This is a genomic window from Qipengyuania algicida, assembly GCF_009828025.1.
GTDB lineage: Bacteria > Pseudomonadota > Alphaproteobacteria > Sphingomonadales > Sphingomonadaceae > Qipengyuania > Qipengyuania algicida.
Genome location: NZ_WTYA01000003.1, coordinates 150579 through 164923 on the forward strand (window position 1 = coordinate 150579; position 14345 = coordinate 164923).

Below are 14345 nucleotides of genomic sequence, written 5' to 3' on the forward strand. Positions count from 1 at the left end.
ATGCGACGACGCGCGGCACTCAAGGCATTGGTGACCGGCAGCCTGTCTGCCCTTGCTGTTGCGCAGGCGCCGCTCGCCAATGCGGCAGCGCGTCCACTCTACAAAGACCCGCGAGCACCGGTGGCCGCTCGGGTAGCTGACCTCATGGCGCGCATGACGCTGGCCGAAAAAGTCGCGCAGATCCGCGCGGCGTGGGCGGACAAGGGCAAGATGCTCGACGGGCTTGCATTCGATCCGGCTAAAGCGAGCGCCGCTTTTCCCAACGGAATTGGTCACGTCACCCGTCCATCCGACAAGCGCGGCGTTCCGGGGATCGCGGGCGCGGCCGGCGGAACCGCGGCGCGTTGGCGGACCCCAGCGCAAACCGTCGCGTTCATCAACGCTCTCCAGAAATGGGCCTTGGAGGATACCCGGCTCGGCATCCCCGTCCTCCTGCACGAGGAAGCCCTGCATGGCTATATGGCGACCGAAGCGACAAGCTTTCCGCAAGCAATTGCAATGGCAGGAACATTCGATACCGACCTGATGCATCGCACTCAGTCGATCATCGCCCGCGAGGTGCGCGCACGTGGGGTCCCGCTGGTGCTCTCCCCTGTGGTCGATATCGGCCGTGATCCGCGTTGGGGACGGATCGAGGAGACCTGGGGCGAGGATCCCTATCTGTGTTCGCAGATGGGCGTAGCGGCAGTCGAAGGGTTGCAGGGCGTGGGCAAATTCGAACATCTTCCACCCGGCAAGGTCTTTGCAACGCTCAAGCACATGACTGGACATGGCGAACCGCAGGCAGGTGAGAACGTGGCACCTGCACAGACCGCGCGGCGCGATCTGCGGGAAAACTTCTTCCCGCCATTTCGCGAGGTCGTGCACCGCACATCCATCGGCGCGGTCATGCCGAGTTATAATGAAATCGACGGCATTCCAAGCCATGCGAACACATGGCTCCTCGGCGAGGTCCTGCGCGGAGAATGGCATTTCGACGGCGCGATCGTCAGTGATTATGGCGCTATCGAGGAACTCGATACTCTGCACCATGTGGCCGTCGACCTTGAAGATGCCGCCCATCAGGCGCTCCTGGCCGGGGTCGACAGTAATCTGCCCGATGGACGCGCCTACGCCACGCTCGAAGCCGCGGTAACGGCTGGCCGTGTCCCTGAGGTACTGATCGATCGGGCCTGCGCGCGAATGCTTGCGTTGAAGATGCGCACCGGCCTGTTCGAAAATCCTTATGGCGACGCCGCGCTGACTGCCCGCCTCACCGGCAACGCAGAGGCACGTGCGGTCGCACTCGAAGCTGCTCGCAAGGCGGTTTGCCTGCTCAAGAACGATCGCGATATCCTGCCGCTCGATCCGGAGAGCATGGGCCGCGTGGCGGTGATCGGCCCGAACCACGCCATCGCCCGGCTGGGCGGCTATTCTTCGGTGCCCAAGCAGACCATCAGCCTGATTGAAGGGTTGCGTGCTATCGCACCGCAAGCAGATTTCGTCACCGCGCAGGGCGTGTTCATCACCACCAGCGAAGACCGCTCGGTTGACGATGTCGAGCTTGCCCCCAAAGCCCGGAACCTGGAACTGATCGCCGAAGCGGTCAAAATCGCTAAGACTGCCGACATAATCGTTTTGGCGATCGGGGACACCGAACAGACCAGCCGCGAAGGTTTCGCCAAGAACCATCTTGGTGATCGCGACGAAATCGATCTCGTCGGCCAACAGAACGATCTGGTTGACGCGATGGCGGCTCTGGGCAAGCGGCTCGTCATCGTTGCCATCAACGGTCGCCCGCCAAGCTGGCCGAACGCTGTAGCGAAGGCCGATGCCATGCTCGAATGCTGGTATCTCGGCCAGGAAGGCGGCACCGCCGTGGCCGAAGCACTGCTGGGCCGCCTCAACCCAGGTGCCAAACTGCCAGTGACGGTCGTGCGCGATGTCGGCCAGGATCCCTTCTACTACGACCACATGCCCAGCGCCCGGCGCGGCGATCTGTTTGCCGACACGTCGCCGCTGTTCCCCTTTGGCTATGGGCTGAGTTACACGAGCTTCGCGATTTCATCGCCGCACCCGGACAAAACCAGCTATGCAGTAGACCAACCCATTCTGGTGGAGGTCGACATCAGCAATACCGGGAGCAGGAGCGGTGACGAGGTAGTTCAACTCTATATCACGCGGGAAGATGTCAGCGTGACCCGGCCCGTCCTAGAATTAAAGGGGTTCCAACGCGTAACGCTGGATGCTGGGGAAAGCCGCAAGCTCAGCTTCACCATCGAACCACGCCAACTTGCCTTCTGGGATGTCGATATGCACGAAATGAACGAGCCCGGACCGGTCACGATCTCGGTCGGTAACAGCAGCGCTACGCTCAAACATGTCAAAGTGGAGATTGTCTGATGGATCGTGGCTTCCCGCTCAGCCGCCGCGCGGCGCTTGCCGGAATTGCAGCTCTTCCGCTGGTCGGATGCGGAATTGACGGGACGACTGGCGCTGCGCCGCTCGCATCCACCCCTCAACCGCAGAAACAGACGCTGGCCGACCGATCGCTCGATAGTCTTGCACAGCGCGGCGGCCGACGGTTCGGTAGCGCGATTGCCTCAACTCCCGGTTACACAAAAGGGGGCTCAATCCAGAACCCGCGCTATGCCGAGCTGGTCAGGGCGCAAAGCGGGATCGTGGTGCCGGAGAACGAACTGAAATGGCAGGCCCTGCGTCCCGATCCCCAGCATTTCGATTTCGCGCGCGCGGATGAGATCGTTCATTGGGCAAAAGACAATGCGCTGGCCGTTCGCGGCCACAATCTCCTGTGGTTTCGGCCACAATGGTTTCCTGAATGGTTGAACACCTACGACTTCGGCGCAAATCCACGCATGCAGGCCGAGCAATTGCTGACCACGCACATCCGTACTGTGGTCGACCGCTATCGCGGCACAATTCATAGCTGGGATGTGGTGAACGAGGCGATCGATCACGACACGCACGGGTTGATGAAGACCAGCCTTGGAACCGCGATGGGTAGCGCCGAAGCCGCGCTCGATCTGGCCTTCCACACCGCCCGCGAGGAACTCCCGCAAGGGCAGCTGGTGTATAACGATTACATGAGCTGGGAACCGCAACACATGGCCCATTGTGCCGACGTCCTACGGCTGCTCGAAGGGTTCAGAAAGCGCGACGTTCCGGTCGATGCATTGGGCATCCAATCGCATATCGAAATGTTTTCGATCGATCCGGCGACCGGCGTCGGACCCTATGCCGAAAAACAGTGGCGAAGCTTTCTCGACGAAGTGGTGGGCATGGGATACCGCCTGTTAATCACCGAATTCGACGTGAAGGACAAGGCGCTGCCCGCCGACATCGCCATTCGCGATGCCAAAGTGGCCGACTATGCTAGGCGCTACTTCGATGTGATGCTTTCCTATGGGGACCATCTCGACGATATTCTCGCATGGGGGCTGGTCGACAAGTTCAGCTGGCTGCAGAACTTCGCGCCAGCCAAGCGCCCGGACGGATTGGAAGTTCGCGGATGCCCGTACGACGATGCCTATCAGCCAAAGCCTCTGCGCGAGGCGATAGCAACCGCTTTCGCCACAGGCTGATCTCGCGCAGCGGCAGACTCGAAGTGCCTGCGACGGCGATCGATCACGTCACCGCTACGATAAGGCCGCCATCCCTTTTGGAATGGCGGCCTTCGTTTGCGACCTCGATGATGGTGTCTTCAGAAGCTTCCGCGCAGGATGAACGAGAACCTGCGATCGTTCATGAAATACGATCTGGGTGCAAGATTGTTCGGGTCACCGCTGTAAGCCTGCAGGGTTTTGGTAACTTGATTTAACAGATTGACGGCCTGCACACCGACTTTCACATGCTTGTTAACTGTGATGAACGCCGAGGCATCAAGCTGTCCGCCTGCGTCCTGGAAGATCGAAGTATACGGGAATATCACGTCCGCAGCCGTCAAAAGGAACTTCGAGCGCCAGTTATAGGCGGCGCGCAAAGATACTGGGCCCTTCTCATAGAACAAGGTCGCATTGACGTTGTGCTTGGACAATCCTTCGAATGGCAAATTTCCGACAGCAGTTTGTGACGACACATTGGTCACAGGAGTCCCGCCGTTGAGGAACGAGTTCGGCAGTCCCGAACTGTCGATATAGGAATAGTTCCCGGTAAAGCCGAGACCACTCAAGATACCCGGCAGGAAGTCGAAAGTCTGCTGATAGGCGATCTCGACTCCCTTGATCTTGCCGTGACCATCGTAGTTGGCCGGCCCTCTAGTTAGGAAGTCGAACGCAACACCATTGTTCTCGATTGGGCTCGATACGACCGACTGGTAGAAGAATCCTTGCACGTCCTTATAAAATGCATCGATGGTCAGTGACCCAACACGCGAGAAATACCACTCCGCAGTCAAGTCGAACTGCCACGCCGTCGCAGGCTTGAGATAGGGATTGCCTACCTGGCTCTGGAAATTGCCGTTACCATCAATGCTGATCGACTGATAAGCACGCACAAGCGAAAGTTCAGGCCGCGTCAAAACCTTGGACGCAGCGAACCGGATCAGGAAGTCGTTGGAAAGTCCAAGCTTCACGTTGAGGGAGGGAAGCCAATAGGAGTAATGGTTAACCGCCTGCGTCGGAATGACAGTTGGGCTTTGCCCTAAGAAGTTTTGCAGTTGGTTATACCCGGTTTCGCCCAAGAGACACACGCCACTGGGAGAGCTCGATACCGGAATTCCGGGTATTGGCGTAGGTGTCGGACACCGTTCAGCGTAAGTTTGCGTAACATTGAGGTCGGCCTGACTTGGAATTCGACTATTGCCGAAACTGCTCAACCGAGTGTTGACGAACCTAACGCCTACATTGCCTGCAAGCCTCGCACCTCCAAACACATCATCAGAATTGAAACTGAGCATCGCATAGGTTGCCCAATCATCCTGCTTCACGCGCTGGACTTCATTCGGAAGGTAATCGGTGCCGGGGATCACACCCTCCCGACCCGCGAGTGGCACCCACGTCGAAGTTCCTCCGTTTGCAGAGAACTGGTTTTCGATCTGGTTCAGGAAATCAACTGTGCCCTGATAGTTATTTATCAGATCTCCAGAATAGTAGTACGCTGCAGGAGGCGCATTCGTCGCTCCGCGGAAGAAATTCTGGAAGTCGTACAATGACGCCTGACCGGAACCGTACTGATTGATCGAGACCGGCTGAGCATTGTTCGACCAAACTTCGCTTAACATACCCCAGTTATAGGTAGAGTAACGCACCGTCTCATCGCGACCGGCATAACGGAAACCGAAGTCGAGCTTCTTCAGGAAGCTGTCGTCTTCAAAATCATAGGTCGTGTCAGCCTTGAACTGATATTCGTCACCTTCGCTGTGTTCGGCATGGTCCATCGCCGCCCGCCAGAATTGGACACGTGAGTCAGCAAAATATGCAGCATCCCCTTCAGCATTGGGGCCCTCCAAAACAGGATTCTTAGGATTGGCCCAAGTCGCGGAAATAGTGTTTGGCTTGTGCGAAATAATTGTTGGGAGACGACCCGTAGTATCAAGTTCCTGATCTGCATATGTTGAGCCGAAGACGCTGAAATCAAGCTGAGTATGCTTGGAATGAGTGTAGTCGGCATCAAGGGCGATATGCCAGCGATCGCTCGGATGAATCTCCGCATTTAAACCATAGTCGGAATTGGTATTGGTTTCATAAACCTGCCGACGCGAGAGTGAGATAGGCATTCCGCCTGTTGGAATGAACGTCGTCGATGGATTACCGCTTGCACCGGTACGATAACCCGTGCCAGGCAAAGTGATGTAACCGCTTTGGAACAGGCCGTTCGAATCGTAAGTATAGTTCGTGAAGCTTCCGACTGGACATTCAGCGCGGGTCGTGCCGGTGTTGGTGTCCGTTGGATTCACCAACGGGCCATTCGTGTTTTGCTGACAGCCGATCGGGTAAGTATTGTATTCCGAGAGGTCAGGAGCGGCCTCGAAAGTATGCTCGCCCCAAGCGTTGGTCGTATGCGAGCGAATATATTGACCGGTTAACTTGAACGACCCATCGTTCGTTTCAAATTGTGCAGCCAGCGCAACGCCGTCACGCTTGCGATCGTAGTCCTGGCTACGGTATTGCCCACCGAGAGGAGCATAAAGTCCCGGCTGCGTGTCGGCGAAACCGTCCGCGCCAGGCGTTTCCGCGGTCCCACAGGGTGAATGCGATGCTGGCAAGGTGGTAGTGTCAGTGTCACCCGGCAGCGGGTTGCGGCATATGAATTGACCTCCCTGGCTTTGATAAACCGTGCCCTGATTGTCGCGCAGCTGATAATTGGTGATCTGAATGCCGTCCGCGCGACTGCGGATACGCGAATAGGAGACATCCGCCAACAGCCCAAATCGGCCGGCCCCCGTGTCCCAGGTGTCGCTGATCAGAAACGATGCCGTCGGCGACCATTTCTTTTCGAAATCACCGTAATTGCCCTCAAGGTCATAGCCGATATGGAGCCCGCCACCGTTGTCAAAAGGCTTGCGCGTGTTGAGATTGACAGTGCCGGCAAGACCACCCTCAGTCATAGCGGCCGTGGCATTCTTGTAGACCTCCACGGAACCGAGCAATTCGGCTGGCACATCAGCAAAATTCAATGACTGCCCACCAATACCTGCCGAAAACGCATCACGACCATTGAACTCGGAACGAACAAAATTGAGACCGCGAACAGTCACGCCCGATCCTTCGACCGAAAAGTGGTCTGGGTCATTTGATCCTGCGAAGCGACTGACCTGAACACCCGGCACTCGCTGAAGCGCTTCCGTTACCGAGCGATCCGGCAACGCGCCGATGTCTTCTGCCGTTATTGCATCCACAACCGTGTCGGAGTTGCGCTTGATCGCTTGAGCGTTGGCGAGACTTGCGCGAATGCCGGTCACGACAATGACATTGCTGGACGAGGGACCACTATCGACGCCTGAGGATTGGGTGTTGGCCTGCTGAGAACTATCGACCGAGCCATCCTGTGGCGAATTTTCTTGAGCCAAGACCGGCACACTTGCAAGCAACACGCCTAATGCCAGCGCAGAAGTGCCCGCCCTCAACCAAACCGAAGGCGACCCAGAGCGCGAATAGAGTTTTGCCGACAGATCAAGCATGTTCCCTCCCTGATGTTAGCGCTACCACTTTTGAATGTCGCTGGATGCGCTTTATGACTTATCTGACTATCTCGTGCTGGGGCAGTTGGCAAGCATCCAATACGCAGGCATAAAAAGAGCCGACAGTGGTGGCAGGTTTGCAACAATGCACGATAGCGGTAACAAAATTGAGCGAGTGATCATTGTAGGGGGGGGCACGGCTGGCTGGATGGCAGCGGCTGCATTATCGCGCTTTCTTAATGACGGTCGACGAAAAATCATCCTTGTCGAATCCGATGACATCGGGACGGTCGGAGTGGGAGAAGCGACCATCCCGCCGATCATCAACTTCAATCAGATGCTGGAGATCAACGAGAACGAGTTTCTTCGCGCTACGCGCGGGACGTTCAAGTTGGGGATCGAGTTCGTCAATTGGGGACGCGTCAGCGACCGCTACTTCCATCCATTCGGGACGTTCGGTCACGATCTGCATGGGATTTCATTTCACCAATTATGGCTGCGAGCGCACCGCCGTGGTGAGTCCGGCGATCTTGGTAAGCACTCGATAAGCACCGTTGCTGCCACGATGGGCCGCTTTGCCAGGCCTGGTCCCGAAGCCAAGCCCCCGCTTCGCGAGATCTTCTACGCCTTTCATCTCGACGCTAGCCTCTACGCCCGGCTGCTGCGGAGTGTAGCTGAAAAACATGGTGCCCAGCGCTGCGAGGGCAAGATCGTCAAGGTGCGCCGCCACGCAGAAAGTGGCGACGTCGAGGCGGTCGAGCTTGAAGGCGGTCGACTGATCGCCGGGGACATCTTCCTCGACTGCTCCGGTTTTCGCGGGCTGCTGATGGGGAAAACCCTCAACGTCGACTACGAAGACTGGTCGCATTGGCTGCCCACCGATCGGGCAATCGCCGTACAGACGGCCAATGTCGCCCCACCTGTGCCTTACACGCGCGCCACCGCACACGGGGCAGGTTGGCAGTGGCGCATTCCGCTGCAGCACCGGACAGGAAATGGCCATGTCTTTTCGAGCCGCTATATGGAAGAAGATGCCGCGCACAGGATACTGCTCGACAACCTCGACGGTGAGCCAATCACGGAGCCGCGTACCCTGTCCTTCAGAACCGGCATGAGAAGCCAAGCGTGGAGCCATAACGTCGTGGCGCTGGGCCTGTCTTCAGGCTTTCTCGAGCCGCTCGAATCGACCAGCATCCATCTGATTCAGAACGGCATCCAGCGCCTTCTCGCACTGTTCCCGGACAAACCGATCAGTCCGCTGGAACGCGATGAATACAATCGCGGGATGCGCGAACTTTATGAGGATGTGCGCGATTTCGTCATTCTGCATTACAAGGCAACCCAGCGCGATGACACTGAATTCTGGCGTTATGTTCGCGACATGGATGTGCCTGAAACACTAGCGCGTAAAATGGAACTGTGGCGGCTTCACGCGCGCGTTTTCAGGGAAAATGCAGAATTGTTCTCGCTGCCGAGTTGGGTCGCGGTGATGCTGGGTCAGAACATCTGGCCCGAAAACTACGACCCTATGGCGGATTCGCTAGACGGGGCGAAAGTGGCAGAGGCCATGCGCGACATGCGCAACCGCTATGCCGATGTAGCAGCCAGATTGCCGACCCACGCAGAATTTCTCAGGATGTCCCGCGCCTGGGCCGATCCGGTCGCATCGGCAATCTGAGAGCGAACGATGATCGAACACCGCATCCGCAAGATCGTTATCGTCGGTGGCGGGACCGCCGGATGGATGGCCGCCGCTGCATTGGCTCGGGTACTGGGCTCGGCACCCGGATTGGAAATTGTCCTGATCGAATCCGATGAAATCGGAACGGTCGGCGTGGGAGAATCAACCATCCCGCAAATCCAGCTGTTCAACAGCATGTTGGGGATCGACGAAGGTGACTTCGTTCGTGAAACCAACGCGACTTACAAGCTAGGCATCGAATTTGTCGACTGGACCCGGCTTGGCGAACGGTTCGTTCATCCTTTCGGCTTCTACGGGCTCGACATGATGGGGATCGAATTCCACCACTTCTGGCTGAAGGGCCGCCAACTCGGTGATGCCACGCCGCTAAATGACTATTCGCTGGCGATTGTCGCTGGCCTTGCCGGGCGCTTCGCCCACCCCCGGCCCGACTTGCCAAACTCTCCGCTGTCCAAGATCAGCTATGCCTTCCAGTTCGACGCCGGGCTTTATGCCCGGATGTTGCGCCGTCGGGCTGAAGCGGCAGGAGTTGCCCGGATTGAAGGCCGGATCGTTGCAGTTAAAAAGAGCAGCGAACCGGAGAGGATCGATAGCGTCGAACTGCGCTCAGCCGAGCAGGTTCAGGGCGACCTATTCATCGACTGCTCGGGCTTTCGCGGCCTGCTGATCGAACAGGAGATGCAATCCGGCTACGAAGACTGGACCCATTGGCTGCCATGCGATCGCGCGGTCGCGGTGGGGTGCGAAAATGGTGGCGACCGCCTTCCCCTTACCCGTGCCACAGCACGCGAAGCAGGTTGGCAATGGCGCATCCCGCTCCAGCACCGGATCGGCAATGGATACGTCTATTCGAGCGAATATGTCTCCGATGACGAGGCTAGCGCAGTCTTGCTGAGCCGCCTCGACGGTGCACCGCTAGGTGAACCCCGAATGTTGCGCTTCACAGCCGGGCATCGCAAGCGGCAGTGGATCGGCAACGTTGTTTCGATTGGCCTTGCCGCAGGGTTTCTCGAACCGCTTGAGTCGACAAGTATTCACCTCGTGCAGGTGGCGATCGCAAAGCTGCTTGCCTATTTTCCGACGCTACGCTTCGACGAGGGCGAGATCGGCCGGTTCAACGCAGAAATGGCGCAGGAGTTCGTCGATATCCGGGATTTTCTTGTCCTGCATTACATCGCGACACAGCGGACCGACACGCCGTTCTGGCAACGTTGCCGAACTCTCACCCCTCCGCCCGGTGTGCAACAGAAGCTCGACATGTTCAGGACCAACGGACGCATCTTCCGTGAACACAACGAGATTTTCACCGAAACCAGCTGGCTGGCGGTGTTGACCGGCAAAGGGATTGAACCACGCGGATATCACCCTGTGGCCGATCTGCTCTCCGATCAGGAAACGCTCGAACGGCTGCAGAACATCCGTTCCGTGGTTCGCGACACTGCCGACGCGATGTTGCCTCAGGATGAGTGGCTGGATCAAATTCGCGCGCAAGGACGAACTGCGTGAGCGATGCGGTTGCCAGGCTTCGAACCGCATCTGAAATCCAAGAGATCGATGCGGCGGACCTGACCGATTTCGACAACGACGTTCGCGGACTTGGAGCCCCTGCGGTTCTGCGTGGCCTGGTGAAAGCATGGCCGCTGGTCGCGGCGGCAAACGATGGCGACGCTGCGGTGGTCGGCTACCTTTCGCAGCGTTACAACGGCCAGGGGATCACTGGGATTATCGGCGACACAGTTGGTAACCGGCGACTGTTCTATAATGACGACGTGACCCGGTTCAACTTCGAGCGGGTGTCGGGCCGCCTCGATTCCTTTCTCCGTCAATTGCTGCAGGAGAACAAGCAGAGCGAAGTCTTTGCAATGGCCCTGCAATCGACATTGATCGATGAAATCCTGCCGACGGTTGCCGCAGAAAATGCGCTCGCGCTGCTGCCCGGTATCCGGCCGCGGATCTGGATCGGCAACCGGATCGAGGTTGCACCGCATTACGACCTGAAAGAGAACATCGCCTGCTGCGCTGCCGGACGGCGCCGGTTCACGCTGTTCCCACCCGATCAGTTGGCGAACCTGTACCCCGGACCTCTGGAACTCACGCCTGCGGGAACGCCGGTGAGCATGGTCAATCCAAAGAATCCCGATCTCGCCCGTTATCCTAGGTTTGCCGAAGCGTGGGCCGCGGCGAGCCAAGCCACTCTAGAGCCGGGAGATGCACTCTATATTCCCTTTGGCTGGTGGCACGGGGTGGATTCGCTCGAACCCATCAGCATCCTGGTCAATTACTGGTGGACTGCCGCAAGAACCGATGACGTCGGCAATGGCTACGATGCCATGCTCCACGCGCTGATGTCCTATCGTCACCTGCCCCCCGAACAGCGCGGGATTTGGCGTAGTATGCTGGACTTTTATGTTTTCGAACAGGCGGGTGACCCTGTGAGCCATTTACCATCGCACGCCAAGGGGGTGCTCGGTCCGCCGTCTGCAAAGCTCTTCGCGATGATGCGCGCCACTCTCAAGCGCGCGCTAGGTTAGCCAGCACCCCCTCCAACCAGCTGGTGTACTGTGGCGCGAACGCGAGCGCCGATTGCACCTTGGCATTCAAAGCTGAAACCGCGGCCTGCGTGTTCTGCGTCTTTTCCTGAGGCGGTACTCCAGGACAAAATCCTAACGCTATCAACAGATTGGTCATAACCGAATTGGAGAAGGGAGCCTCTTCCCGAAAGATCGTCCGCCCGCGCCGTTCATATTGGTCACGTAACCGTTCCACGTCATCGGATAACGCAATCGGTCCGAACTGCACAGCTGCGGCAGGGGCGATGTAATGGAGCGCAAGCGTATCTCGAACCGCATCCATCATGAGGCTGGCGCGGCGATTGTATTCGATCCGTTCGAGCGGCTCGATCCGGCGACCGGGAAGCATCTCGATCAACAGATCGAGCTGTCTGTGCGCAAGGTCGAGATTGAGCGCGGCCACCGGTTCGAACCTGGCGGAAGCATCGCCCAGTGCGAGGACATTTCCGATCCACGGATCGATGCAGCGGCCCGGTTCCAGGTCGAACGCTATGAGCGGAGGTGCACCGAGCGCACGCAGCGCTACTTCTTCGGCTGCGCCGGGCGCAATGCCGAGAGTGACCTGCAGCCCATCCCTGCCGGCCAGTTCGTACCGCCATCCCTCCGGCAGAAGAGTCACACGATCCTCCAGCGCTACCAACGGTCGTCCGGGACGGGATAGGATGAGCTTGCGGACCGGCAGATTGTTCGACCAGTCCAAGGTTTCGAAATCGGGCAAGGTCGACAGCAGTGCTGCGCTCGGGCCGCTGCAATCGACGAAGAGATCGGCCGCAATGGGTTCCGTCCCGGTGAGCGAGACCGATGCGATACCGCCGTGACCGTCCGGTTCCACACCAAGAAGGTTTCCGGGAAGATAGGACACCCCCAACTGCTGGGCTATGGCGATCAGCAGGTCGCGATAGGCTTGCGGGTTCCAGCGCAAAGCGTAATCGATTTCAGCAAGCGGCCCCGCCTCGCCTGGAGGAATTACGGCAAATCGACCAGCTTCCGCGAGCGCTTGCGCCGGCGAAGTGGGGGATGCGACCATGCTAGCGCCCTGACGCCCCCCGCCCCATTCGCGAGCGAAACGCGATGCCATCGCAGGCTCTGTCCCGGTAGAATAAGGCACCGCGGCTTGCTGCCCCGGTCCACCCCACCCCACGTATCGGGTGATCAGGCGATGGCTGGCCCCGGCCTTCGCAACGAGCGCCAATTCATCGATGCCAAGGCGATCGTGCAGGCGGTTGGTAAAGGGCAGAGCCGTTGCCGCGCGGTCGGCCAATGCTCCGGGGTCGATCGGAATACCCAGCACAACGACCTCGGCCGACGGCAGCGCGCGTTTAAGCGCAATCGCAGCGAGAACGCCCAGCTGACCAGCTCCCGCGATAACGATGCGTCGCAAGGCTTCGCGCGGTTCGGTCATGCAGCCTCGGCCAACCGTGCAGCTTCGCTTTCGAGGAATTGGCGGTGATCCGGCATCGCCAAGACCTGTTGGGTGATTGCTTCCCGCAACCGATCCAGTGCACGCTTGATCTGCTCGGGTGGTGGTATCGCCGCGCGAGAGTCATGCGTTTCCGGGACCCAGCCCTGCCCCAGATACACTGCAATCCAGCTGGCGTCATAGAACAGCCCATCGGCGTATTTCTCGACCCGCCCGGTCCGGCGCCAAAGGTCCATCTTTGCCGCGAGGCTGTCCGGTACTTTCATGGTCCGGACGTGGTTCCAGAATTCCGAATCGTCGCGCGTGGTCGCATGGTAGTGCAGGATAAGGAAGTCGCGCACGCGGTCGTATTCCATGTCGACCAGCCGGTTGAATTCGTCCCTGTCGCGCGCATCGATCCCACCATCGGTAGGGAATAGTTCGATCAGATAGGTGATTGCCATCTGAGCGAGGTAGATTGAGGTGGATTCGAGCGGTTCGAGAAAGCCGCTCGACAAGCCAACGCCGATAACATTATGCGACCACGAACGACGGCGGCGCCCTGTGCGAAAGCGCAATATCCGCGGATCGGCGAGCGGCTCTCCACACGCATTGGCCTCAATCTCCGCGCACGCGGCATCTTCGTCGAGGAAGCGGCTCGAAAAGACGTAACCATTGCCCATGCGGTGTTGCAGCGGGATTTCCCAGCGCCATCCAGCAGGCATGGCGCTAGCCGTGGTATAGGGTTTGAGAGGCATACCCTTCTTGTGCGAACAGGGCATCACTGCGGCGCGGTCACACGGCAGCCACTGCGACCAGTCTTCCCAGTCTTCCTCCAGTTCCTGCCCCAGCAGCAGCGAACGAAAGCCCGAGCAGTCGATGAATAGATCGCCATCCAGCCGCCGCCCGTCGCTCAACAACAGCGCCGTGACGTTCCCGTTTTCAACATCTCGCTCGACTGCGGTCACCAGCCCCTCGTGCCGGGTAACGCCCAGCTTCACGCCATGATCGCGCATAAACGGGCCGAACAATGTCGCATCGAACTGGTAGGCGTAGCCATAGGTTGAGGCGAGGCTGCTGTCGTGGAGCGGCGGAGTGAAGCGATTGGCCTGCGCAGCGGCCACGGCCAGCGAATAATCGCCGATCGGTCCGGCCAGCCCCTGACGCGCAAGCTCCAGCCAGTAGTGGTGGAAGCCGAGCCCGGCAACGCTCTCGCCGAAACTTCCGAAAGGATGAATATAGCTGGTGCCGATGCTGCCGAAATCCCGGAAGTCGATACCCAGCTTGTACGTCGCGTGAGTAGCTTTCATGAACGCCGCTTCGTCGATGCCCAACCGCTCGACGTATCCGCGGATATGCGGCAGTGTCGCCTCGCCCACGCCTACGATGCCGATGTCCTCGCTCTCGACGAGATCGACTGTCGCAAGGCCCGGTAGCAGGGCGGCGATGCCTGCGGCGGACATCCAGCCTGCCGTGCCGCCGCCGAGGACGACGACACGGACAGGTTTGATTTCATGTTCCCCCATAGACTGGATGCTAGTGCCGGAGTGGCTGACG

The 14345-nt window shown here is 58.9% G+C and carries 8 protein-coding genes; 5 read left to right on the forward strand and 3 right to left on the reverse strand.

Features of this window, described 5'->3' with window-relative positions:
* Positions 1–2382, forward strand: coding sequence for a glycoside hydrolase family 3 N-terminal domain-containing protein (locus GRI58_RS05300; protein ID WP_160752533.1), 2382 nt, complete (start codon positions 1–3; stop codon positions 2380–2382).
* Positions 2382–3581, forward strand: a complete 1200-nt coding sequence (locus GRI58_RS05305) for an endo-1,4-beta-xylanase (protein ID WP_160752534.1) — start codon at positions 2382–2384, stop codon at positions 3579–3581. The genes GRI58_RS05300 and GRI58_RS05305 overlap by 1 nt, the downstream gene beginning before the upstream one ends.
* Positions 3582–3700: 119 nt before the next feature.
* Here GRI58_RS05305 and GRI58_RS05310 read toward each other — a convergent pair whose 3' ends face one another.
* Positions 3701–7117: a TonB-dependent receptor gene (locus tag GRI58_RS05310; protein ID WP_160752535.1), complete on the reverse strand. Its 3417-nt coding sequence runs from the start codon at positions 7115–7117 to the stop codon at positions 3701–3703.
* Between the two features lie 175 nt (positions 7118–7292).
* On the opposite strand from GRI58_RS05310, the gene GRI58_RS05315 reads away from it, so the two are divergent.
* Genes GRI58_RS05315 through GRI58_RS05325 form a run of 3 tightly spaced genes read left to right on the forward strand, consistent with a single transcriptional unit; the run spans position 7293 to position 11350 of the window.
* The gene (locus GRI58_RS05315; protein ID WP_337190887.1) at positions 7293–8795 is read left to right on the forward strand and encodes a tryptophan halogenase family protein; all 1503 of its coding nucleotides are present in this window, start codon (positions 7293–7295) and stop codon (positions 8793–8795) included.
* Between the two features lie 9 nt (positions 8796–8804).
* Positions 8805–10325 (forward strand): tryptophan halogenase family protein, encoded by a 1521-nt coding sequence (locus GRI58_RS05320; protein ID WP_160752537.1) that lies wholly within the window; start codon positions 8805–8807, stop codon positions 10323–10325.
* A complete protein-coding gene (locus GRI58_RS05325) occupies positions 10322–11350 on the forward strand; it encodes a cupin-like domain-containing protein (protein ID WP_337190888.1) in 1029 nt (342 codons plus the stop codon). Before GRI58_RS05320 ends, GRI58_RS05325 begins: the two co-directional genes overlap by 4 nt.
* Here the strand turns inward: GRI58_RS05325 and GRI58_RS05330 are convergent.
* Both GRI58_RS05330 and GRI58_RS05335 read right to left on the reverse strand, forming a co-directional pair.
* Positions 11331–12791: a tryptophan 7-halogenase gene (locus GRI58_RS05330; protein WP_160752538.1), complete on the reverse strand. Its 1461-nt coding sequence runs from the start codon at positions 12789–12791 to the stop codon at positions 11331–11333. The two genes, GRI58_RS05325 and GRI58_RS05330, sit on opposite strands and share 20 nt — an antisense overlap.
* Positions 12788–14314, reverse strand: coding sequence for a tryptophan halogenase family protein (locus tag GRI58_RS05335; RefSeq protein WP_160752539.1), 1527 nt, complete (start codon positions 14312–14314; stop codon positions 12788–12790). The genes GRI58_RS05330 and GRI58_RS05335 overlap by 4 nt, the downstream gene beginning before the upstream one ends.
* Positions 14315–14345 lie beyond the last annotated feature (31 nt).

What these genes read in the sequence shown, in the direction of transcription:
- GRI58_RS05300 (WP_160752533.1), top strand. Translation starts at nt 1, where the DNA reads ATGCGACGACGCGCGGCACTCAAGGCATTGGTGACCGGCAGCCTGTCT.
- GRI58_RS05305 (WP_160752534.1), top strand. Translation starts at nt 2,382, where the DNA reads ATGGATCGTGGCTTCCCGCTCAGCCGCCGCGCGGCGCTTGCCGGAATT.
- GRI58_RS05310 (WP_160752535.1), bottom strand. Translation starts at nt 7,117, where the DNA reads ATGCTTGATCTGTCGGCAAAACTCTATTCGCGCTCTGGGTCGCCTTCG.
- GRI58_RS05320 (WP_160752537.1), top strand. Translation starts at nt 8,805, where the DNA reads ATGATCGAACACCGCATCCGCAAGATCGTTATCGTCGGTGGCGGGACC.
- GRI58_RS05330 (WP_160752538.1), bottom strand. Translation starts at nt 12,791, where the DNA reads ATGACCGAACCGCGCGAAGCCTTGCGACGCATCGTTATCGCGGGAGCT.
- GRI58_RS05335 (WP_160752539.1), bottom strand. Translation starts at nt 14,314, where the DNA reads ATGGGGGAACATGAAATCAAACCTGTCCGTGTCGTCGTCCTCGGCGGC.